A 22,812-nucleotide genomic window follows, 5' to 3' on the forward strand; every position below is an offset into this window, starting at 1 on the left:
GGCGGCGGCGCGGCAGGGGCGGGAGCACGGCGGAGGTAGCGGCGCGGAGAGCGCGGGCGCGGGCCGCGGCCGTACCCGGAGAAGCAAGCGCGGGCGCGGGCCACGGCCGTACCCGGAAGAAGCAAGCGCGGGCACAGCGACCGGAAGGTCAGCGCCTGGCCCGTCAGCCGCCGAACGTCGTGCGCAAGCGCTGCGCCAGGCTCGGCGGCGGAGGCGGCGGTGTCGGGCGCCGGTTGGCGGACGGCGACGAACGCCCGATCGGCTGGTCATAGTCCGCGGCGGCGATGGCGTCGACGATCTGCTCGTCGGTGAAGCTTTCCGAGCCGGGGATCGACGGCACGAACCCGACCAGGACCCCGTCCCGCATGACCTGCGCCTCGAGCCCCGCGGTCCCGTCGTTGTCCCAGACCGCCTCGCGCCCGTCGGGCATGACGACGCGAATCCCGTACTGCGTGAGGCCGGCATACGGAAGTTTCAGATGGGCGAAGACGTTGCGCCCGCGCAGCTGCTCGACGACGCGGCGGGCCCGGTTCTCTTCCATGCGATCGAACGTAACGCGCCAATCTGGAGACACGCTGAAGAGCCGCTTCGCAGCGGTTGAGAGCCCGTCACGATCTGCCCATGTAACATCACCCAAGGCGATAACCCCAGGTCACATCGATGCATGTTACTCCCATGTAACGGGAAAATCACTGGATTCCATTTCTCTCCACCTTGACTTACTGTGCGGTAACCGAAGCGCTTCGGCCCCAGAGATCCGCATATGGATATCGGAGGCCACCGATGAGTAGGGCTACCGTCCTCGCCTGTCTCGTCTCCTCGTCCGTCCTCGCGCTCACCGTCGCCGCCGCATCCCCCGCCCAGGCGGCCGGCGTCGACTACGTCGCCCTCGGCGACTCCTACTCGTCCGGGGTCGGCGCGCCCGGGCAATCAGGCCTCTGCCTGCGTAGCAACTACAGCTACGCGGCGCAGTGGGCGACCAGGAACAGCCCCGCCACGTTCCAGTTCCTGGCCTGCAGCGGCGCGGAAACCGACGACGTGCTCGACAGCCAGGTGCCGGCCATGAAGAGCGGCGCCGACCTGGTCAGCATCACCATCGGCGGCAACGACGCCGGTTTCGCCCCGACCGTGCTCACATGCCTGACCAGCAGCGACGCCACGTGCACCGCGAAGGTGAACGAGGGCAAGGCCTACGTCGCGAACACCCTGCCCGGCAAGCTGAACGCCACCTACACCGCGATCAGGAACAAGGCCCCCGGCGCGAAGGTGGTCGTGCTCTCCTACCCGAACATCTTCGACACCTCGGCCGCGCTCTGCGAGATGAGCATGACCAAGCGCAAGGCCATCAACAGCGGTGCCCAGACCCTCGACGACATGATCAAGGCACGGGCGACCGCGTTCGGCTTCACCTTCGCCGACGTCCGCGGGAACTTCACCGGACACGGCGTGTGCGCGGCGAGACCGTACCTCAACGGATTGACGATCATCCCGCCGCAGAACTCGTACCATCCGAACGCCAACGGTTACACGCTCGGCTACCTACCCGCCCTGACCAGCGCCGTCTCCTGACCGATCGCCGGGCGGCGGGTGACGACGAACCCGCCGCCCACGATCAAAGGCTTCTCCCGGTACGCCAAGACCCCGCGCCCGTGGCGCGCATCCGCGACGCCGCCGGGCACCGGGCCGCAACGGCGCCGCCGGGCGAGCCGGCGCTTACGACCGACCGCAACGGCATGACAACCGGTCACGAACCCGGGTGGCCGCCGCCGGTCGGCAGAATCTCCCGGCATGGCCCGCCTGAACCTGCTGCTCTTCCTCGTCACCGTCGCGCTGACCGTGGTCGCGGTGATCGACTGCCTGGTCACCGACCGCGACCGCGTGCAGCACTTCCCGCGCAACGCCTGGCTGGCCCTCGTCGTGCTCTGCCCGGTGGCCGGCCCGATCGCGTGGTTCCGCGCCGGCCGCACGATCAACACGGGGCCGGGCGCCGCGGGCCCGGCGCTGCCCACGCAGGCAGTGCCGATCGGCCCCGACGACGACCCGGAGTTCCTCCGGATGCTCGCCGAGTCGATCCGCAACCGCTGAACGGCCGGCGGCTCAGGTGAACAGCGGCCGCCAGACGTGCCGGCGCTTGTAGGCCTCGTCCCCCGCCAGGAAGTCGGTCAGCAGGCGTGTGGCCTCGTCCGGATCCGCGGTCTCGGTCCGGTAGTGCTTCTCGGGATGACCCTCCCGATACTCCAGGGCGTACCGCCCCGGCTCCGCGCCCGCCGCCGGCCCATATCCCACCTGCACGAACCATCCGTCGGCCCGTTCCAGGATCAGGAAGTGGTCGTCCGGCCCGAGCGCCCGGATCCGCCCCTCGATGCGTTCCGGGGTCGGGTCGGGATCCTCGGCCCCGGCCGAGCTGAGCGTGAACCCGGCGATGTGCCCGGCGGCGTTCGGGTTCAGCAGGTGGGACTGCGGCTCGTAGCAGACCAGGCCGTGCTCCCGGGCGAGCGCCACCACGGCCGCCCCCACCTCGCCGGCGCGGGACCAGGCGATGGTCAGGGCGAGCAGCGTGTCGGACGGCTCCGGGGTGACGCTCCACGCGCCGGAGCCCGGCGGGAAGAGTCTGACCAGGTCGTCGTGCAGCCGGCGCACCGCGGGGTGGGGCCGGAACATCCCCGGTTCCCCGTCGTGCCGGCGTCGCAGCTTGCTCTCGGCGAGCCCGGGCGTGATCGCCTCCGGCTCGTGCCAGACGTACAGATCAAAGCTCATCGCGGAAACCCCCTCCCGGCGTATCGATGGATCTTAGTGGCTCAGGTCACCACTGGAAGACCCGCCCCCTCGCGGTACTGGTAGCGGTACGCCCGTCGCGCTCGTAGCGGAACGCCATCACGACCGTGTAGTTGCGTCCCCGCCGGGGTGCGGCGCCCGCCGGCCCGCACTCCCGGGTCATCGATCCCTGGGTGAACGCGAGCCCGTCGCACGTGGCCGGTCCGGCAACGGTCCGCCCCGTGTCGGCGTCGCGCAGGGTCACCTCGATGCGCGCGCGTCCACCGGCCGGCGCGGTCAGCGACGCCTGGAACTGCACGGTGCGGCCGAGCGAGTGGCACGGGCGCGGGGCCAGCGGGCTGCGCGTGGCCAGGTCGATCATCAGGCCGGGCGCGCACTGCCACGGGCCCCGGACGTCCCGCTCGGGATGCGGTTTCCGAGTTTCGACGGCCGGCTTCGTCCGTACGCGAATCGGCTTTCTGGTCGGCGAAGCGGCCTTGGACCGCGGCTTCTTCGAGGGTGCGGCGTGCCTCGCGCTCGCCGGCGCCGCGGCCGGGACCGGATGGCTGGAGGGCGCGGCCGTGGGTGTCGGCCGGGCGGCGCCCTGATCGGGAGCGAGGCGCCGGACCGAGGTGGTCACGCCGGTCGCGAGCAGCACCCCGGCGAGGATCGCGGCGGTCGCGCTGGAGCGGATCCAGCGATGGCCCGGCGCGGCGTTGCGGGGGCGGCGGGCCGGTGGCGCCACCGCGTGCCGGCCGGGCCGCGGCGGCTGGACGGCACGGCGCAGCTCGGGCGGGTCGACCGCCATGTCGTCCGGGTCGGCCGGCGGCAGGCGCGGCGCCTCGGGCGGCGGCAGCGCCGGGACCCCGTCGAGCTTGCGAGCCAGCATCCGCAGCTCGCGGACGAGCGAGGGCGCGGCCGGGCGCTGGCGGGACTTGGCGGAGAGGCAGGATCTGATCAGTTTCCACAGCTCGTCGGGGATGCCGTCGCGGCGTTCCGGGCGGCCCTCGGCGTGCATGCGCATCAGCTCGGGCACCGAGTCGCTCAGGTACGGCGGTTGCCCGGAGACCAGCTCGTAGAGCAGCACTCCCAGCGCGTACACGTCGGTGGCCGGGCTCGGGGTCGCCCCGTGGAACGCCTCGGGCGCCATGTAGTGCGGCGTGCCGACCACCGCGTTGGGCGTGGTCATGCTCGGCACGTTGAGGATCCGGGCGATGCCGAAATCGGTCAGCCGGGTGTCGAGCCTCCCGTCGCGTTGCAGCACCAGGATGTTGTCCGGTTTCAGGTCCCGGTGGATGATGCCCAGCTCGTGCGCCTCGGCGAGCGCGTCGGCGACCTGGGCGGCGAGCCGGGCAGCCTCGGCGGGCGGCACGGTCCGCACCCGTTCCAGGTGGCCGCGCAGGCTGCCGCCGGCCACCAGGTCCATCACCAGGCCGAGGGTCTCGCCGACGCTGAACAGGTCGCGGACCCGGACCACGTTGCGGTGCCGCAGCATCAGCAGGATCGTGCGCTCCTGCACGAACCGGGTGACCAGCCGCGGCTGGCGCAGCAGGCTCTCGTGCAGCAGCTTCACGGCGACCGGTTCGCCGGTGGCGCTCTCGACGCCCTCCCAGACGGTGCCGGTCGCGCCCTGCCCGATCGGTTTCACGAGCCGGTACGAACTACCGACACTCCGTCCGGCGAGTGGCTCGCTGTCCGTGGAATCCTGCATTACTCGGGGATCCTTCCGCCTGACGGCAATGCCCCGAGATATTGCGATTTGTCCGCATGAACTGGCAAGTCTTCGCGGGCATATTCGCACGGTCCGGGAGGACTGGCCCCCGAACCGTCACGAATCCCCGCCGATGTCGTTCAGCCGATCGGACCCCGCTACCCGCCGGTTCCCGAGCCGGCCGGGTTCGGCTGCGGGCCGCACAGCGACCGGATCGCGCCCAGCAGCGTGGACCGGGTGAACGGCTTCTCCAGCAGCATGCTGTTCTCGTCCAGATGCAGCTGCGGGCCGAGCGACGCCGCGGTGTAGCCGGACATGTAGAGCACCGGCAGGTCCGGCTGGTGCGTGCGCAGCGCCCCGGCCAGCTCCGGCCCGGTCATCGTCGGCATCACCACGTCGGTGATCAGCAGGTCCGGCCGGGCCCCCGAGGCGACCTGGGTGACCGCCGTGAGCGCGTCGGTGGCGACCGCGATCTCGTAGCCGGCCGGCGCGATCAGCCGCTGCACGAGCTGGGCCACATCCGGCTGATCCTCGACGATCAGCACCCGGCCGATCACCGCGGACCTGGTCTTGCCCTCGCCCGCCGGCTGCTTCTGCTCCTCGGCGGCCGGCAGGTAGATGTGCACCGTGGTGCCGATCCGCGGCCGCGACTCCAGCTCGATGTGGCCGCCCAGGTTCTGCACGATGCCGGCGGTGGTGGCCAGGCCCAGGCCCGCGGCGGTCGGACGGGTGGTGAAGAACGGTTCGAGGGCCCGCTTGCGGATCTCCTCCTCCATCCCGACGCCGGTGTCGGTGACGACCAGATGCACCAGTTTGCCGTTCGGCGCGCCCTCGGCGAGCTGACCCGGCTCGACCACCTCGTTGGTGGCCGCGACCCGGACCATGCCGCCGTGCAGCATCGCGTCCCGGGCGTTCGCGGCCAGGTTGACCAGGGCCTGTTCCAGCGGGCCGCGTTCCGCCTTCACCGGCCAGACATCCGGGCCGAAGGTCAGGTCCAGCCCGATCCGCTCCCCGAGGGTCCGGGAGAACAGCGACTGCACGTCGGTGAGCAGATCCGGGATCGGGATGACTTCCGGCCGGTTCCCCTCGCTGCGCCCGAACGCCAGCAGCTGGTGCGTGAGGGTGCGGCCGGTCGACACCGCGTCCATGATGTCCTTGGCCAGCGCGTGCTGCGAGGAGCCCTCCTCGGTCTGCGACAGGATCATGTCGGCCGAGCCCGCCACCACCGTCATCAGGTTGTTGAAGTCGTGCGACAGGCCACCGATCAGCTGGCCCAGGCTGTCCAGCCGGCGCAGGTGGTCGAGCTGCCGCTTGAGGCCGCGGGCGTCGATGTGGTCGGTGGTGTCGGTGATCATGCAGAGCACGCCGCCGAACTCGCCGTTGTCGTCGCGGACCGGCATCATGCTCATCCGCACACTGCGCCGGGATCCGTCGGCGCGCATCATCCGGGTGGCGCCGACCGTGGACCGGCCCTGCTTGCACTCGACGATCCGGCGGTCCAGCTCCTTCTGGCCCACGTTGTCCAGGAAGCCGCGCAGCGACACCCCGATCAGCTCGCTGCGGGGCATGCCCAGGACCACGCCGATCGGCTCGTTCGCGTAGGTCGCCACGCCTTCCGGGTCGAGCTGCAGCACCCCCTCCGGGATCGTCTCCAGGACCCGGCGGTAGCGCTCCTCCGCCGCGCGCAGCCGCTCCTGCGCGCGGGCGCCGGCCACCGCGAGCGAGAGCTCACCCGCGATGTCCCGGGCGAGTTCCACCTCCGGCGTCGAGTAGAAGGCGTCGGGCGTGTGCCGGGTCAGGATCAGATATCCGGCGTACGTGTTGTCGACGATCACCGGGCACATCACCGCGGCCGTGATGCCGTGCTCCGGGGTGGCCAGCGCGGCCGCCGAGTCCCCGGCCAGCACGATCGGGCGCCGGCTGGCCGCGAGCGTGGTGGAGTACTCGTCGTCGGGCGCCTGGCCGGCCCGGTTCAGCGCCCGCGCCAGCGGCCCGGAACGGCTGTCCTCCAGGTGGTGGTACGCGATCTGCTCGTAGTGGCCGTCGTCGCGCAGCAGTTGGACGCCCGCGCCGTCACCGATCATGTCGGCGGCGGCACGGGCAGCGGTGGATCGCACCTCGGCCGGATCCGCCGCGGCGCGGCTGAGCGCGAGGGCAAGATCGGCGAGCGCGTACCGGAGGGGGTAAGCCATGACACCCATGTGCACATTTTTCGTGTTGAGTGACGGGCGTGCGGGGTGTTCGGCGGAATCCGGCGACGCTTTCTTGGTGGCGGTGCTCTCTCAGTGGAAGAGGGCGCTCACCGATTCGCCGTTGTGGATCCTGCGCATCGCCTCGGCCAGCGCGGACGCCACCGAGATCACCGTCAGCTTCGGGTGCCGCTTGGACGGCGGGATCGGCACCGTGTTGGTGCAGACGATCTCCTCGACCTCCTTCTCCGCGGCCAGTCGCTGCACCGCGTCGTTGGTGAGCAGGCCGTGCGTGCACGCCACCCGGACGCTGCGGACGTTGCGCTCACGCAGCCGGGCGAGCAGCTCGAAGACCGTGCTGCCCTTGGCGATCTCGTCGTCGAGCACGATCACGTCCCGGTCGCCGACCTCACCGATGATCGAGTTGATCACCACCTTGTCGTCGGCGAACCGCTGCTTCGCGCCGGCCGCGACCTCGATGCCGAGCAGCCGGGCGAAGGCCGCCGCCTCCTTGGCGTTGCCCAGGTCCGGCGAGACCACCACGGTGTTGCTCAGGTCGTAGCCCCGGAAGTGGTGGGCCAGCTCGCGCAGCGCGTGCAGGTGGTCCACCGGGATGCTGAAGAAGCCGTGCACCTGCGGGGAGTGCAGGGTCATGGCCAGCACCCGGTTGGCGCCGGCCGTGGTGAGCAGGTCGGCGACCAGGCGCCCGCCTATCGAGATGCGCGGGGCGTCCTTCTTGTCCGAGCGGGCGTAGGCGTAGTGCGGCAGGACCACGGTGATCCGGCCGGCCGACGCGCCACGGGCCGCGTCGAGCATGAAGAGCAGCTCGGCGAGATGCTCCTGGGTCGGGGGGACGAGCGGCTGGATCAGGAACACGTCGCGTTCCCGGCAGTTCCCCTCCAGCTGCACCTCGATGCAGTCGTTGGCGAACCGGGAGATCCTGGTCGGCAGAAGCGGCACCCCGAGGTGCTCGCAGATCTCCGCGGCCAGGTCGGGATGGGCGGATCCGGTGAAAACGGCGATGTCGCGCACGGGCACATGCTAAGAGGCGCGCGGTACGGGGTCGTCAGGACACCTCGGTCGACGCTAGCGTGCTCTCATGAACGGACTGGCGGTCGCGTGCCGGCGCGTGGTGCACATCTACCGCGCCGAGGCGGGGGACGTGGTGGCTTTGGCCGGGGTCGACCTCTCCATCGCCCCCGGGGAGACACTTGCCCTGGTCGGGCCCTCCGGGTCCGGCAAGTCGACGCTGATCGCGCTGCTCGCGGGCCTGATGCGCCCGTCAGCGGGGCGGATCAACGTCGGCACCTACGATCTGGGCAAGCTCGCCGACAGTGAGATCTCCCGGCTCCGCGGCACCGAGATCGGGGTGGTGCTGCAGGGCGCGGCGCGCAACCTCTTGCCGTACGCGACGCTGCACCGCAACATCTGGCTCGCGCAACGCCGCGCGGCGCACACCCGGGGCATCAAGCTCGACGATCCCGACCGCATCCTCGACCTGGTCGGATTGCCTGGTCAGGGCCGTCGCAAGCTGGCCGACCTGACCCCCGGCGGCCGTCAGCGGGCCGCGCTCGCGGTCGGCATCGCGACCGGCCCGGGGCTGCTGCTGGTCGATGAGCCGACGAGCCGGCTGGACACGGCCGGCCGCGACGAGGTGCTGGACGCACTCGAAACGGTGAACCAGGAGCGGGAGACCACGATCGTGGTGGTGACCCACGACAACGAGGTCGGGGCGCGCCTGGGCCGGGCGGTCACCATCCGCGACGGCCGGGTCGGGGCGGAGGGCCGCGACGGGCAGGACTTCGCGGTGGTCGCCGGCGACGGCACGGTCCAGCTCCCGCCCGAGGTCCTCGGCTCCTATCCGCCCGGGACGCTGTTCACCGTCCAGCACATCGACGGCGAGGTCACCCTCGTCCCCGGCAGCTCCGAGACCGCCGCCTGACCCGCACAAGTCCGTAACCGACGCAACCCCCGCCGCAGCTCCCTCCCCTGCAGCGCCACCGCATCCCGGCTGGCACTCATGGTCCCGGAACGAGCGTTTTCCAGCCGTGAGCGCCAGCCGAGACCCGGCACTGGCGCACCGGCCGGTCAGTAGTAGCGGCGGCGACGGCGGGAATTGCTCGGCCACATCTTGCGGGTTACCAGGAAGGCGACCCCGAACGCCGCGACGACCACGATCGCAACCACCGGGGTGGTCACCTGCGACGACTGCTGACCGGTCGCGGTCTGGTTCGCGGAGAGCACCGCCGTGGTGTCCTTGGCCGAAGCCGTGGCGGCGGCCGGCGGCGGCGCGGTCGGCAGCTCGTCGAAGTCGACCAGCGTGCTGCTCTCCAGCAGGGTCAGGTGCGTCGCCACGAACTGGTTGGTCCGCTGCGCCAGCTTCCGGATCGTGTCGTTGCGGGTGCTCGCCCGGATCGTCGCGATCGCCGGGAAGATCTTGCCGTGCGCGGCCCGCAGCCGGTCCACGAAGATCTGGTCGAACTCCTTGCCCTCGGCGGCGCGCATCTCGCCGAGCCAGCCCTGCTGGTCGGCGTTCGGCTTGTCGGGCAGGTCGAGGTCGAGCTTCTTGGCGGCGGTCCGCACCATCTGGTCGAGCACGGTGTGCTGCGCCGCGATCTCCTTGCCGATCGACTTGATCCGCGGGTCGTCCGACTTCTCCTGGGCCATCTGGCCGGCCGGCATCTCCCAGAGCCCGGCGAGCCGCACCTTGTTCGCGAAGTCCCGGTCTGCCGCGGAGACCTCGCCCTCGCCGGTGTCGGTGATCAGCTGGTTCGGCGGCACCGGCACGCCCGGGTCCTCGGCGGCCTGCGCCGCGCGCGGCGGCAGGAGCAACAACGCCACTACCGCAAAGGCAGCCCACGTCACGTGACGCAGACGCGTTCCCAGTTCGATGGCGACCACACGAACCTCCTCCACAGCTCTCGCAAAGCTTGTTCATGCACGAGAACGGATCAGGAACGCCCGTGGATCAATCTCGCCAGGGTCTTTCGGCTCTGGCGAGAAATCTCGTGACCCGGTATGTGCGGATCAGCCGACCCGGCGGCGCAGGTCACGGCCGCCGAGCACCGCGGCCACCAGGTACGGCAGCAGGATCGCGGCCGCCCACCAGGCCAGCACCCCGGCCCGCGGCTGCCCCGGCAGCGGCAGGTCCGGCGGGTTCACCCCGGCCAGCGGCAGCGCCCACCCGGTCAGCCACCAGCCCGCGAACCCGACCAGCATCCCGGCCACGACCGCCGCCGTGACCAGCACCGGGTACGTCCAGAAGGTCGCCTGCCCGGCCGGTCCCCGCCGCAGACCCTGGACCCGCATCGCGATCAGGTCCTCGGCCCGCCGCCCCCGGTCCACGGCCACGGTCAGCACCAGCGCGCCCACGCCGAGCAGCGTCGCCAGCCCGGCGGCGAGCAGGTAGAACCCGAGTGACAGCGCCGGCCCCTGCTGATCCAGCCGCTCCCGTACCGCCGCTGTCCCGGTGTCGTCGAGGACGGTGAGTCCCTGCGCGGTGAGCCGGTCGATCGCGTCGGCCGGTGCCGCCCGGTTCAGCCAGACCTGCGCCGCCGCCGCGCGCCGGGTCCCGGAGGCGAGCATGCCGACGTATCCCAGGTCGGCCATCCACGCCTGGCGCCCGAGGCTCGGCACCACCGGCAGCGCCGCGGCCGGCGTCATCCGCACCGGGTCGTCGGCCAGTCCCTGGACCACCTCGGGAGCCCCTCCCGCGTACGCGACGGGCAGCGGATCCGGCACCCCGGCCGGTCGGAGCCGGGCCACCTCCGCGTACGCCGGCGAGACGTCGAGCTCGAGCGCGAGGCCTTCCGGGCCGGTCGTGAGCCGGGCCGCCTTGCCGGAGACCGCCCACCTGTCCCCCAGCGAGTGGATCACCAGCTGGGCCTTGACCTTGTCCCGCCCACTCCCGCCGACCTGGATGCCGTTGATCCGGCAGCCGCCGGCGCAGACCTGCGGCCGTTGCCGGTACGTCGCCCGCCCGGCCCGCAGCCGCCCCAGATCCACCACCGTCTCGCCGCTGACGGAGGAGACCGACACCGAGAGCTGCAACTTGTCGCTGCTGCTGGTGACGTCGACGGCAAGCTCGGGCCCGTCGATCACCGTCGGTTGCGCGTCGACCGGCCGGAGCCGCTCCGCGACCGTACGCGCGGAAGGCCCGTCCGACGGCCAGATGGCCACCTTCTCCAGGGCCGCCGCGTCCACCACCAGGCCGGTCACCGCGGTGTCCCCGCCGCTGGAGAGCTGGGTGACCGCCATGGCCCAGGTCTTGTCCGGGTCGGCGGCGCGGACGGCGGCGAGCAGTTGCCGCCCGGAGACCGGCTCCACGGAGAGCACCCGTTCCGCGCCGGAGCCGAGCCGTGCCTGGGTGTCGCGGCCGCGCACCCCGGTGTCGACCGCGCAGCCCGCGTACCCGGCCACCGCCGCGGCCGCCACCAGCAACGCGAACAGCCGGGATGCGCCGGGCCGGCGGGTCAGTTGCAGGCCGGCCAGGGCGGGGCCGAGCCGGCCGCGGCGCAGCGCCCGGGCCGCGGCCCGGCCGATCACCGGCAGCAGCGCCCGTGACAGCAGCAGGGCCAGGACGAGCAGCACGAACGCGGGTGCGAACAGCCCGATCCCGGTCAGCGAGCCCTTCGACAGGTAGAGCTGGCCGCCGGCGAGCACGGCCAGCACGAGCAGCACCGCTTCGCCGAACGGCACCCGCCCGGAGCCGGGCGCGGGGATCCGCCGGAGCAGGCCGGCGACCGGCCGGGTCAGCTGGCGGCGCTGGGCCGCGACGGCGGCGAGCAGCGCGATCAGGGCGGCGATCGGGGCGTAGCGCAGTGACGACCAGTCGGCGTCCTGGCCGATGCCCGGGAACCGGATCGCGGCGACCACGTTGATCAGCAGCTGCCCGGCGAGGCAGCCGGCCACCGACCCGGCCAGCACCGCGATCAGGCTCTCCCCCGCGGCCAGCCACCAGCGGGACCACCACCGGGCGCCACGCAGCGCGACCACGGCCAGCTCGCTCTGCCGGCCCTCGGCGCCATACCCCACGGTCAGGTAGATGCTGAAACCGGCGAGCAGCACCAGCGGCACGGCCAGCACCGGGACCAGGAGCCGGGACCCGGCGCGCCCCTCGTCGATCCGGTCCAGCAGGCGCGGGATGTCGGTGTCGATCTGCAGGGTCTCGTCGACCTCGGCCGCCGCGTCGTTCAGCCGGTTGAGCTCGGAGCGCAGCCCGGCGAGCCGGCCGGCGTCGAGCGTCCCGGACGCGGCGATGCCGTCGATCGACATCTCGGTGCGGGTCCGGTCCATCGCCGGGAACGTCATCGACGTGGTGAAGAGGGGCTCACCCGGCCCGACGTCCGGGCCGCTGACGAAGTAGCCGTGCCGTCCCCAGTACGTCTCCCCGGGCCGCACAGCCTGGTAGGTTCCCGCGACGACCAGCGGTTTCGGCTTGCCGGCGGCCACATACCGCGGGACGCCGGCCGAGCTGTCCGGGATCGCCGCGGAGACCGTGATCGCGTCGCCCGGGGCCAGGCCGAGCCGTTTCGCGGTCTGCTCGCCGACCAGCACGTCGCTCTCGCCGAACAGGCAGCGCCCGGCGGTGATCCGGACATGCGTGCAGACGTCCTGCCGGAAGACCAGGCGCGACGGGTACCGATCGGTCTGCTCCAGGCCGACCGTCGGGGTCTCCCGCGAGTAGTAGTACGTGAACCCGGGCAGCGCGATCAGGGCCCCGCCGATCTGGGTGAACTCGTCCCCGGAGCCACCGCCGGTCGTCGTGTCCTGCACGCCGCGCACGGTCAGCGTCAGCTCACCGGTCGACGCCGTCGCGATCTGGCCGGCGGCCACCGCCCGGCCGACCGCGATCAGGTACGCCGGAGCCGCCACCGCCGAGGCCACCGCCAGCAGGGAGAGCAGCGCGAGCGTGATCGCCTGGCCACGCCGGTGCCAGACCATCGCCAGAACGAGCGTCATCATCGCCGCAACCCCCGGATCAGCGAGCGCAGGGTCAACCAGACCACCAGGCCGAAGAGCACCAGCGCGGCGAGAGCTGCCAGCACCGTCACGCCGGGTGCCAGCGGTGTGAACCCGCCCAGCACCCGCCAGCCGTCGGTGAAGTCGGGCACCGGGCTGCCGGTCGCCGCCACGCTCAGGATCGCGGCCAGCACCCCGGTCAGGACCCCGGCCACGATCAGCGCGGCCGGCCCGGCGAACCCGGCGGCCGCCGCGACCCGGGCCGGCAGTCCCTGGTGGCGCAGAGCGTGCAGCTGATCGCCGAGCGAGCGGCGCTCGGCGGTCACCCCGACCGCGACAGCCACCGCGGCCAGCAGCATCGCGGCCGTCCCGGCGAGCAGCGCGAACCGGACCACCGCGGCCGGCCCCTGATCGCCGAGCCGGTCGGCCCGCTGCCCGGCGGTGGTGTCGGTGCCGATGGTCAGGCCCGCGGCGGTCAGCGCGTCGACGATGCCGGGCGGGGCGCCGGGCGCGAGCCAGACCTGGAACTGACCGCCGGCGTCGGCGACCCCGGCCAGCCGGCGTGTCACGTCCAGGTCGACCATCACGCCGGAGCGGCCCACCACCGGCAGCGCGGGGACGGTCGCGGTCACCTGGACCGGCGCCGGCTCCCCGTACGCGGTGAGCAGCGCATCGCCGTACCGCCAGTCCTCCGGGGCGGGCCCGGCCAGCACCACCGGCGCCGGCCCGCGCGTGCCGGCCGCCCACAGTTGCGCCCCGACGTGCTGCAGGTTGCCGCTGTTGTCGTCGGCGGCCAGCCGCAACGTCCCGTCCGCGGCGGCCACGTCGAGCGCTGAGCCGGCCGTGCCGGGCCGCCAGTGGCCGATGTCGGCGAGCGTGGCCCGGTCCAGCACGACCGGCTCGGCGCCGTCCTGCCGCAGCTCGCGCAGGGCGACGGCGGCGCCCTGCGGCGGGGGCCGGTTGCGCCCGTTCTGGTCCGGCGGGGTGGTCAGCGACCAGTTGACGATGCGGCAGCCGGGCGCGGCGGTGCAGCCGGTCACGGGCGCCACCGCGGTCCCCTCGCCGGCCCCGAGCACGCCGAACGAGACGGTGACCGGCGCGCCGGTGGCCTCGTGGCGCAGGGTCAGGCCGAGCGCGACCGGTTCCGGGCCGTCCCGCCGGAAGCTCAGGGTGAGCCGGTTACCGGTGATCGGCGGCAGGCCGGGCTCGTTCGCCGCGGCGGTGGTCGCCGGCAGCGTGGCAACCGCCCCGTACTCCGCTCGCCAGGCGGCGACCGCGGCGAGCCGGGTGGTGTCGACCTCGAGCACGCGCAGCTGGTTGTCGAGGCCGACCACGGCGGCCATCGCCTCGCGGCCGCCCGGGTCGGCCCGGCGAACCGCGTCGAGCAGGGCGGTGCGGTTGGTGCCGGGCACCGTGAGGACCCGGACCGCGCCCAGGTCGGCGGTGCTGCGGGCGGCACGGCTCTCCCGCTCGGCCCACTGGCCGCCGGCCGCCGTCACGAACAGCGCGATCCCGACCACGATCAGCGCGAACAGGCGTTCCGCGCCGGCCGAGCGGGAGATCTGCAGAGCGCTCAGCCCGAGCCGCAGCCGCCCCCCGCGCAGCGCCACCCGGCCGGTGCGGGCGGCGGTGCGGCCGAGCAGGCGGGCGGCGACCAGGCCGACGGCGAGCGCGACCAGGGCCGGGGCGGCCGCGTCCACGCCCACCACCGGGCTGCCGGAGCCGGCCTGGAAGAGCGCGGCCGCGGCGATCGTCAGCAGCAGCGCGTCGGCCAGCAGCGACCACCACGGGTTGCCGCCGCCGGCTGCCGGGCGCAGCAGGACCGCCACCGGCCGGCCGAGCAGCGACGCCTCGACCAGGGCAAGGACGGCGAGGCCGCCGAGCAGCACCGCACCGGCCGCGATCGCCGACCAGATCAGCGCCGCCCGCTGGTCGGCGGCCGCGGTGACCGGGCCGGTCAGGGCACGCGCCAGCAGCCAGCCGGCCGGCGCGCCGAGCAGCACGCCGGCGACGAGCGGCACCAGGTGCTGACCCCAGGCCAGCCGCAGTGTGCCGGAGCGGCTCACCCCGCGCAGTTTGAGCAGGGCGGCGTCGGCCCGGCGATCACGCGACGTATACCGCCCGGCGAGGCCGATCGCGAACCAGGTGAGGACGATCAGCTGCACCCCGGCGGTGAGCACGCCACGCAGCACCGTGGACCGATCCCGCTCGATGGTGGACAGCAGGCGCCGGGAGTTGACGGTGACCTGCAACTCGTCGACGCCGAGCCGGTTGTCCGCGGCGGCCAGCTTGGCGGCCAGGTCACCGTCGGTGCGGATCAGCTCGTCGGGCAGGACCACGTCGTACGTCGCCGTGGGGTTCCAGAGTGGTTTCTCCCGGAACGCGGTGAGCGGCACGAACACCGGGTCGAGACCGGCGACCGCGTGGGCGAGCTCGGGCGCCCAGAACGGCCCGTCCGGGTCGAGCCGGGTGTAGAGCGCGACGACCTTGACCGCGACCACGCCACTGACCAGTGACGACCCGGCCGCCAGGGTGGTGCCGCGGGCCACGCCGAGCCGCCGGGCGGTCTCCTCGCTGATCGCGCCCTCGCCCGGCGCGGAGGGGCACGGGCCGTCGAGGCGCACGTGCTCGCAGAGGCCCTCCCGGTAGGCCAGCCGGATCGGGGCGTCGTCAGCGCCCTGCCGCAGGTTCATCGACATGGCGAGCCCGCCGGTCGGCTGGGTCACCGGCAGCCGCAGCTCCTCGCGCACCCGGGCGGTGAACTGCTCCAGCGCGGGGCCGGGCTCGCCCTGCGTGGTGATCGCCTGCTGGGCGGAGACCACCCGCTCGGCCGCGTCCGCCGCGGCGAGGTCGGTGGCCGCGGACCGGCCGGCGGCCGCGAACGCGAACCAGGGACCGGCCACCGCGACGGCGGCGGCCAGCAGGGCCAGCACGAGAATGGTCAGCACCTGCGCGGTCCTGGTCCGCACCGCGCCGAGAACGAGCGCGAACATCGATCCTCCCCCCGGGTCACCGGGGAGGTTACGCGCTCATCGCCTTCCGTGGTGTCCGGAAGTTTCGCCCTGTGGACAACCGGAGCGCGTCAGGGCCGAGCCCACCCGGCCACCCCGTCGGCCAGGTGCAGCTCACGGTCGCAACTGGCGGCCGCTTCCGGGTCGTGGGTGGCCAGCACCACGGTGGCGCCGCGGTCCGCCTCGGCCCGGAGCAGCTCCAGGACCTTCTGCCGGTTCGCCGCGTCCAGCTCGCTGGTGACCTCGTCGGCGAGCACCACCACACCCTGCAGGGCCAGGCCGCGGGCGATCGCGGCGCGCTGCTGCTGACCGCCGGAGAGCTCCTCGATCAGCTGGTTGGCCTGGCCGGCGAGGCCGACGGCGGCGAGCGCGTCGGCTGTCCGGCGGCGGGCGTCGGCCGGCGAGCCGCCGGTGGCGATCACGGCGACGGACACGTTCTCGGCCGCGGTCAGGATCGCGGCGAGCCCGTTCTCCTGCGGGATCAGCACGACGCCGCGACCGACCGCGGCGTCCCGCCCGCCGAGCGGCGAGCCGTCCACGGTGACCGTGCCGGACCGCGGCGGGAGCAGGCCGGCCATCGCGTTGAGCAGAGTCGTCTTGCCGGCTCCGGAAGTTCCGGTGACGGCCAGCACCTCGCCGGGGCGGGCGGTCACGGTCACGCCACGCAGGACGGGCTCGCCGCTCGCATACCCCAGATCCACCGATTTCAGTTCCATGTATTCGCTACCCCCGATCAATGAGGGACGTTACTACAGCCAGCCACGTTTCTTGAGGTAGAAGTAGAGGGCGCCGCCGGCCACGACGATCAGCACCGTGCTCTCGACGAAACCCCAGCGCTGCTGATAACCGGGATAGGGCAGGTTCTGTCCGAAATAGCCGGTCAGTGCGGTCGGCACGGCGATGATCGCGGCCCACGCGGCGAGCTTGCGGGTGACGTCGTTGAGGACGTTGCTCTGCTCGGCGAGGTCGGCGTCGAGCAGCTCGTTGACCCGGGTCAGCGAGTGCTCGATCGATTCGAGGGCGCGCTCGGCGTGGTCCTCGACATCGCGGTAGTAGGGGCGCAGGCTGTCGTCGACCAGGTCACCGTCCGGCCGCAGCATCTGGGCGACCACGTCCTCCATCGGCGCGACCGCGCGACGCAGCTGGGCCAGCGTCCGGCGCACGGCGAAACCCCGCAGCCGCACCGAACGGGGTGCGCCGCCCTCACCCAGCATCGCGTCCTCGATCGAGTCCATCGACTCGTCGATCGTGCGGGCGGCCGCGTACTGACTGTCGACGACGACGTCGAAAAGGCCGTACAGCAGGAAATCGATGCCCCCGGAGGTGGCCAGCGCGGCGTCGGTCTCCCGGTCCCAGCGCTCGGTCAGCAGGTCGACGTCGCCCTTGTCCTTGTGCACGGTGATCAGCACCCGCTTGGTGACGAAGGCGCTGATCTCCACCTTGCGCGGTTTCTCCTCGGCGCTCGGCACGGAGACCGCGTAGACGTTGACGAAGAGGTGATCGGGATAACGGTCGAGCTTGGGCCGCTCGTGCTCGGCCAGGGCGTCCTCGATCGCGAGCGGGTGCAGCCCGTAGTCCGCGGCGACGGTGGCGAGGTCCGCCGCGGACGGCTCGAGCAGGTCCAGCCAGGCCACCGCGTCGGGGTGTTCACGCAGGCCGGCGGCCAGATCCTCGTACGCGAAATCCTGGCTCGTCACCCGCCCCCGCAGGTAGAGGCGGGTCCGCACGGGGCAGGAGATCGCTGTCGTCACCGCCTCACTATGCCCGGGCGGAAACCGGCCGGAAACTCGCCTGGGCCTACCATGAGCCGTGACTTGGCTCGATGACCTGCTGACCGCGTTCTACACCGCCAAGTGGCAGGTGACCGCGGATCAGGCGATCTACTGGCGGGAGATCGTCGGCAACGCGTTCGGCCTCTCCTCGGCGCTGTTCGGCCTGCGCCGCAGCGCCTGGGCCTGGCCGGTCGGCATCGTCGGCAACATTCTGCTGTTCACCGTCTTCCTCGGTCAGGCCGTCGGCAACGACCAGGGCACTCCCCTGTACGGCCAGGCCGCCCGCCAGGTGTTCTTCCTGCTCACCAGCGTGTACGGATGGTGGCTGTGGCGCCGCAACCGCCGGCTCGGCCAGGGCGTCGCGGTGGTGCCGCACTGGGCCGGCCATCGGCAGCGGCTCGTCCTGGTCTCGGCAGCGCTCCTCGCCGTGATCGCCTGCTTCTTCGTGTTCCGCGAGGTCGGCGCGGGTTTCCCGGTGCCCTGGTGGTACTACCTGGCAGACTCGTGGATCTTCGTCGGTTCGATGCTCGCCACGTACGCGATGGCCCGCGGCTGGGTCGAGTTCTGGCTCTGCTGGATCGCCGTCGACCTGGTCGGCGTCCCGGAGCTGCTGCACTTCGGCTACTACCCGTCAGCGGTGCTCTACGCGGTCTACGCCGGCTTCGTGATCTGGGGTTTCGTCGTCTGGCTGCGCATCTCGCGGCAGCCGCTGCCGCCACTGCAGGACAAGGTGCACGCCCACACCGGCGAGTAGGCCCCAGAACGCCGAGCCGACGTGCGCGACGGTCATCCCGGAGGCGGTCGCGGCCAGCGTCACCAGGGCGCCCTCCCGCGACGTCCGGTCCTCCAGCGCGCCGGCCAGGCTGCTCAGCAGCGCGCCGAGCAGGGCCACCCCGCAGACCGCGGCGACCAGCGGCTTCGGCAGCGCCGTGAAGAAGCCGACCAGGCCGGTCCCGAGGAAACCGCAGACCAGGTAGAAGAAACCGCAGGCCACCCCGGCGACGTACCGCAGGCGGGGGTTGGGATGTGCCTGCTCGCCGGTGCAGATCGCCGCGGTGATGGCGGCCAGGTTGATCCCGTGGCTGCCGAACGGCGCGAGCAGCACCGACACGATGCCGGTCCCGCCGAGCAACAGCCGATCATCCGGGTGGTAACCACTCACCCGCAGGACGGCGAGCCCCGGCGCGTTCTGCCCGGCCATCGTCACGATCAGCAGGGGCAGCCCGATGCTGACCAGGGCGGACCAGTTCAGCGTCGGCACGGTCAGATGTGGCAGCGTCAGTTCGAGGCTGACCCCGCCCAGGTGCAGCTCGTGCCGCAACGCGGCGGTGACCGAGCCCGCGCCGAGCGCCAGCAGCACCGCGTAGTTCGGCAGGAGGCGCCGGCCCAGGAAGTACGCCGCGAGCACCGCGAGGACCACCGCCGGCGCACCCGGGAGCTGCCGGAACGCGTCCAGCGCGAACGGGAGCAGGATCCCGGCCAGCATCGCCGCGACGATGCCCCGCGGCACCCTGGCGAGGATCCGGCCGAACAGCCCGGAGAAGCCGAGGATCGTCATCCCGGCCGCCGCGAACAGGAACGCGCCGACCGCGTCGGAATACCGGTACGCGCCGAGCGAGCCGACCAGCAGCGCCGCGCCCGGCGTCGAGAAGGCGGTGATCACCGGCATCCGGGTGACCAGGCTCAGCACCAGCCCGGAGAGTCCGCTGCCGATGGCGACGGCCCAGACCCACGAGGTGATCTGGACCGGCGTCAGGTGGGCGGCCGAGGCGGCGGCGAGCACCACCGCGAACGGGCCGGAGAACGAGACCAGGACGGCGACGAGGCCGGCCACCACCGCACTTACCTTCACGGGAGAAGTCGACCACGGGCGGCCGACCTCTCCCGTACGCAGCGTCAGACCGTCTCAAGCACAGGGACCACCGCCGGCTCCGGCGCGGGCTCTGCCCTGCGCAGCATCCACAGGCTCACCGGGACCCCGACCAGGATCAGGACCGCGGCGACCAGCAGGGAGAACTGATAGCCGGCCAGGTAGCGGTGCAGCTCGGTGCCGGTCGCGGCGCCGGCCCGGTTGCTCAGGATCGCCCCCAGCACCGTCACGCCGAGCAGGCCGAACACCTCGCGGGAGACGTTGAGCATGCCGGACGCGATGCCCGCCCGGTCGCTCGGCAGGGCGCCGATCACCACGTTGCTCAGCGGGATCAGCAGGCCACCGCCGACGCCGTAGAGCGCGAACCACGGGAGCAGGTCGAGGTATCGGGTGCCCTCACCGTACTGCGCGATGCCGGCGATCGCCGCGCCCATCACCAGCAGACCGAAAGCGGTCACCCGGGCCACGCCGAAGCGGGCTTCGAAGCGCGGGGCCAGGATCGCGCCGACCGCGGTGATCAGAGCGAGCGGAACGAAACCGGCGCCGGCCTCGGTCGGCGAGAAGCCGAGCACGTTCTGCAGGTAGATGGCCATGTAGAAGTAGATGCCGAACACTCCGAACGCCCACAGACCCATGGCGAGCAGACCACCGGTGAACAGGCGCAGCCGGAAGAAGGCCAGGTTCACCATCGAGTCCTCGGTGCGGCCCTGCTGGACGACGAAGGCGATCGCGGCGACGGCGGCGACCGCGAAGGATCCGAGGATCGTGCCGGAGGTCCAGCCCTTGGCGTCGCCCTCGATCAGGCCGTACGTCAGGGCGAAGAGCGCGACCGAGGACGTGACCAGGCCGAACGGGTCCATCTTCCGGAAGATGGACTTCTGGTGGTTCTGCCGGGCACCGCGCGGCATCGTCATCATCGACAGCGCGTAGGTGGCCACGCCGATCGGCAGGTTGATCAGGAAGATCCAGCCCCAGGAGACGTGCTGGGCCAGGACCCCGCCGGTCAGCGGGCCGATCGCGAGGGCGAGCGCGCCGACCGCGCCCCAGATGCCGATCGCCGTGCCGCGCTCCTTCGGATCCGGGAAGAACTCCTGGATCAGCGCGAGCGCCGCGGGTGAGAGCAGCGCCGCGCCGATGCCCTGCACCGCCCGGGCGCCGATCAGCAGCTCCTGACTGCCGGCGAGACCGGCCGCGAGCGACGCGACAGTGAAGATCCCCAGGCCGGACAGGAAGACCGTCCGGTGGCCGATGACGTCGCCGAGACGACCACCGGCCAGCAGCAGGCCGGCGAAGACCAGGATGTACGCACTGGTGATCCACTCCAGCCCGGAGATGCTCAGGCCCAGCTCGCGCTGGATGCTCGGCAACGCGACGTTGACCACGTTGTTGTCGAGGTACGTCATGAAGGTGCCGAGCGCGACAGCGACCAGCGCCCACCACCGGCGGTTCTTTTCCACAGTCTCCCCCTATACGGCGTACCTGTACGACGTACATGTACCTCGTACATGAGACCTGTACGTTGTATGGTTGTCAAGTGACCCCAGCGGAACGACTCAGTAGGGCGACCGTCGCCGAGCGCGCCCTGCGCCTCGCCGACGAGGAGGGCGTCGACGCGATCACCATCCGTCGCCTGGCCAAGGAGCTGGGCGTGACCCCGATGGCGCTGTACTGGCATTTCAAGAACAAGGACGAGCTCCTGCTCGGCATCGTCGACCACGTGCTGACCGACGTCCGGGCCGACCGCAGCGCCGGCGATCCGTGGCAGAAACAACTCCGCGCGATCGTCGAGACTGTGGTGGGCGTCATGCGCGCCCACCCGTCCCTGCCGGACCTGCTGCACTCGACCGACAAAACGCAGACGCCGAGCTTCACCCGCGCCACCAACGACACCCTGGCGCTGCTCGCCGACGCCGGGTTCGACGTCGAGGAGGCGTACTGGATCGCGATGTACCTGCTCACCGGCTCGATGGGCCTGGTCGCCTCGCAGCCGGACTGCCCGGCGAACGTGCCGGCCGAGCAGGCCGAGGAGTGGCGGCGGCAGAAGCGCATCCAGATGGAGTGCCTGCCGGCCGACAGGTTCCCGATGATGATCGAATTCGCGAAGACCTACAGGCGGGCACCCGACGTCGAGCGGTACTACGTCTTCGGCATCGACCTGCTGATGTCCGCCGTCGAGACGATGGCCGCGCAGCGCTCCTGACCACGCCGCAGGCCCGGCCGGACGTCAACACGCCTCAGGTGGTGTTTCGCGGCGCGGCCGGGGCTGCGGCCGCGCTGCGAAGCACCGCCTAGCATCGGACCTACGTCTCGTGGAGGAGGTCCGATGCGGCAGGCGCAGCGGCTGAAGAGCGTCCGGTACGACATTCGTGGCCCGGTGCTGCGCCGGGCACAGGAGTTGGAGGCCGCCGGGCACCGGATCCTCAAGCTGAACCTGGGCAATCCGGCGCCGTGGGGGCTGGCCACGCCGGAGCCGATCGTCGCCGACGTGGTGCAGAACATCGTGGCCGCTCAGGGGTACAGCGACGCGCGCGGCATCTATTCGGCGCGGGTCGCGGTCGCGCAGCACTACCAGACGCTCGGCGTGACCGGTGTGCAGCCGGACGACGTGCTGCTCGGCAACGGGGTCTCCGAGTTGATCGTGATGGTGCTGCAGGCGCTGCTCGACACCGGTGACGAGGTGCTGGTGCCGAGCCCCGACTATCCGCTCTGGACCGGCGCCGTGAACCTGTGCAGCGGCCGGGCGGTGCATTACCGCTGCGACGAGAGCGCGGACTGGGCGCCCGACCTGGAGGACATGGCGTCGAAGATCACCGAACGCACCCGCGCGCTCGTGGTGATCAACCCGAACAACCCGACCGGCGCCGTCTACTCCCAGGACGTGCTGCTGGGCATGATCGAGCTCGCCCGCAGGCACGGTCTGCTGATCTTCGCCGACGAGATCTACGACAAGATCGTGTACGACGGAGCAACGCACCACACGCTCGCCGCCCTCGCGCCGGACGTGCCGGTGGTCAGCATGGGCGGCCTGTCCAAGGTCTACCGGGCCGCCGGTTTCCGCTCCGGCTGGCTCGCGACCAGCGGCTTCAACAGCGCCGAGTCGGATTACCTGGACGGGCTGCAACTGCTCGCCAACATGCGCGTCTGCCCCAACGTGCCGGCCCAGCACGCGATCCAGACGGCGCTCGGCGGTTACCAGAGCATCGAGGAGCTGATCCGCCCCGGTGGCCGCCTGGTGGAACAGCGCGACCACGCGTGGCGCGCCCTCGTCGACATCCCCGGCGTCGACTGCGTGAAACCGGCCGGCGCCCTCTACCTCTTCGCCCGGCTCGACCCCGAGGTCCACAAGATCCACGACGACGAGCGCCTGGTGATGGACCTGCTCGAACAGCAGCACCTGCTCATCTCGCACGGCTCCGGCTTCAATCTGAACACCCCGGACCACCTGCGCCTGGTCTTTCTCGCCGCCACCGATGTCCTCGACGACGCCGTCTCCCGAATCCGCACGTTCCTCTCCACGTACCACCAGTAACCCGGGCGCGGGCCG

General features: G+C 72.2%; 17 protein-coding genes and 1 pseudogene. 6 read left to right on the forward strand and 12 right to left on the reverse strand.

Annotation, left to right across the window (positions count from 1 at the left end; translation table 11 throughout):
- Positions 1-163: 163 nt before the first annotated feature.
- A complete protein-coding gene (locus tag Acy02nite_RS19700; protein WP_203742598.1) occupies positions 164-541 on the reverse strand; it encodes a hypothetical protein in 378 nt (125 codons plus the stop codon).
- Positions 542-783: 242 nt separating this feature from the next.
- Here Acy02nite_RS19700 and Acy02nite_RS19705 point away from each other — a divergent pair, with 242 nt between their 5' ends.
- Both Acy02nite_RS19705 and Acy02nite_RS19710 read left to right on the forward strand, forming a co-directional pair.
- Positions 784-1,569, forward strand: a complete 786-nt coding sequence (locus Acy02nite_RS19705; RefSeq protein ID WP_203742599.1) for an SGNH/GDSL hydrolase family protein — start codon at positions 784-786, stop codon at positions 1,567-1,569.
- Between the two features lie 219 nt (positions 1,570-1,788).
- Positions 1,789-2,085, forward strand: a complete 297-nt coding sequence (locus Acy02nite_RS19710; protein ID WP_203742600.1) for a PLD nuclease N-terminal domain-containing protein — start codon at positions 1,789-1,791, stop codon at positions 2,083-2,085.
- Positions 2,086-2,097: 12 nt separating this feature from the next.
- On the opposite strand, the gene Acy02nite_RS19715 is transcribed toward Acy02nite_RS19710, so the two are convergent.
- The 4 genes from Acy02nite_RS19715 to Acy02nite_RS19730 form a co-directional block, all read right to left on the reverse strand.
- On the reverse strand, positions 2,098-2,757 hold the full coding sequence (locus Acy02nite_RS19715) for a hypothetical protein (protein WP_203742602.1): 660 nt from the start codon (positions 2,755-2,757) through the stop codon (positions 2,098-2,100).
- A 46-nt stretch (positions 2,758-2,803) separates the two neighbouring features.
- The gene (locus tag Acy02nite_RS19720) at positions 2,804-4,465 is read right to left on the reverse strand and encodes a serine/threonine-protein kinase (RefSeq protein ID WP_203742604.1); all 1,662 of its coding nucleotides are present in this window, start codon (positions 4,463-4,465) and stop codon (positions 2,804-2,806) included.
- A gap of 158 nt (positions 4,466-4,623) precedes the next feature.
- Complete coding sequence (locus tag Acy02nite_RS19725) at positions 4,624-6,657, reverse strand: hybrid sensor histidine kinase/response regulator (RefSeq protein WP_239175021.1); 2,034 nt, start codon at positions 6,655-6,657, stop codon at positions 4,624-4,626.
- A 90-nt stretch (positions 6,658-6,747) separates the two neighbouring features.
- Positions 6,748-7,686, reverse strand: a complete 939-nt coding sequence (locus Acy02nite_RS19730) for a ribose-phosphate diphosphokinase (protein ID WP_203742607.1) — start codon at positions 7,684-7,686, stop codon at positions 6,748-6,750.
- Positions 7,687-7,753: 67 nt separating this feature from the next.
- Here Acy02nite_RS19730 and Acy02nite_RS19735 point away from each other — a divergent pair, with 67 nt between their 5' ends.
- Positions 7,754-8,596, forward strand: coding sequence for an ABC transporter ATP-binding protein (locus Acy02nite_RS19735; RefSeq protein ID WP_203742608.1), 843 nt, complete (start codon positions 7,754-7,756; stop codon positions 8,594-8,596).
- Positions 8,597-8,742: 146 nt separating this feature from the next.
- On the opposite strand, the gene Acy02nite_RS19740 is transcribed toward Acy02nite_RS19735, so the two are convergent.
- The 5 genes from Acy02nite_RS19740 to Acy02nite_RS19760 form a co-directional block, all read right to left on the reverse strand.
- Positions 8,743-9,495, reverse strand: a complete 753-nt coding sequence (locus Acy02nite_RS19740; RefSeq protein ID WP_239175022.1) for a DUF4142 domain-containing protein — start codon at positions 9,493-9,495, stop codon at positions 8,743-8,745.
- Positions 9,496-9,681: 186 nt separating this feature from the next.
- Positions 9,682-12,618, reverse strand: coding sequence for an FtsX-like permease family protein (locus tag Acy02nite_RS19745; RefSeq protein WP_203742609.1), 2,937 nt, complete (start codon positions 12,616-12,618; stop codon positions 9,682-9,684).
- Complete coding sequence (locus tag Acy02nite_RS19750) at positions 12,615-15,608, reverse strand: FtsX-like permease family protein (protein WP_203742610.1); 2,994 nt, start codon at positions 15,606-15,608, stop codon at positions 12,615-12,617. Before Acy02nite_RS19750 ends, Acy02nite_RS19745 begins: the two co-directional genes overlap by 4 nt.
- A gap of 89 nt (positions 15,609-15,697) precedes the next feature.
- Positions 15,698-16,342 carry an ABC transporter ATP-binding protein gene (locus Acy02nite_RS19755; RefSeq protein WP_203742611.1) on the reverse strand — a complete coding sequence of 215 codons (645 nt, stop codon included), beginning with the start codon at positions 16,340-16,342 and terminating at the stop codon, positions 15,698-15,700.
- Between the two features lie 33 nt (positions 16,343-16,375).
- A complete protein-coding gene (locus tag Acy02nite_RS19760) occupies positions 16,376-17,377 on the reverse strand; it encodes a magnesium transporter CorA family protein (RefSeq protein WP_239175023.1) in 1,002 nt (333 codons plus the stop codon).
- A gap of 58 nt (positions 17,378-17,435) precedes the next feature.
- On the opposite strand from Acy02nite_RS19760, the gene Acy02nite_RS19765 reads away from it, so the two are divergent.
- Positions 17,436-18,152: a nicotinamide mononucleotide transporter family protein gene (locus tag Acy02nite_RS19765; RefSeq protein ID WP_239175024.1), complete on the forward strand. Its 717-nt coding sequence runs from the start codon at positions 17,436-17,438 to the stop codon at positions 18,150-18,152.
- A 27-nt stretch (positions 18,153-18,179) separates the two neighbouring features.
- Here Acy02nite_RS19765 and Acy02nite_RS19770 read toward each other — a convergent pair.
- Positions 18,180-19,250 (reverse strand): annotated as a pseudogene (locus Acy02nite_RS19770) (benzoate/H(+) symporter BenE family transporter); the annotation flags it as partial.
- 44 nt (positions 19,251-19,294) lie between these two features.
- Complete coding sequence (locus tag Acy02nite_RS19775) at positions 19,295-20,725, reverse strand: MFS transporter (RefSeq protein WP_203742613.1); 1,431 nt, start codon at positions 20,723-20,725, stop codon at positions 19,295-19,297.
- A gap of 77 nt (positions 20,726-20,802) precedes the next feature.
- On the opposite strand from Acy02nite_RS19775, the gene Acy02nite_RS19780 reads away from it, so the two are divergent.
- Both Acy02nite_RS19780 and Acy02nite_RS19785 read left to right on the forward strand, forming a co-directional pair.
- The gene (locus Acy02nite_RS19780; RefSeq protein WP_239175025.1) at positions 20,803-21,468 is read left to right on the forward strand and encodes a TetR/AcrR family transcriptional regulator; all 666 of its coding nucleotides are present in this window, start codon (positions 20,803-20,805) and stop codon (positions 21,466-21,468) included.
- A 123-nt stretch (positions 21,469-21,591) separates the two neighbouring features.
- On the forward strand, positions 21,592-22,797 hold the full coding sequence (locus Acy02nite_RS19785) for a pyridoxal phosphate-dependent aminotransferase (protein ID WP_203742616.1): 1,206 nt from the start codon (positions 21,592-21,594) through the stop codon (positions 22,795-22,797).
- Positions 22,798-22,812 lie beyond the last annotated feature (15 nt).

Origin of the sequence: Actinoplanes cyaneus, from assembly GCF_016862095.1 — a bacterium.
In the GTDB taxonomy this organism is placed as follows: Bacteria; Actinomycetota; Actinomycetes; order Mycobacteriales; family Micromonosporaceae; genus Actinoplanes; species Actinoplanes cyaneus.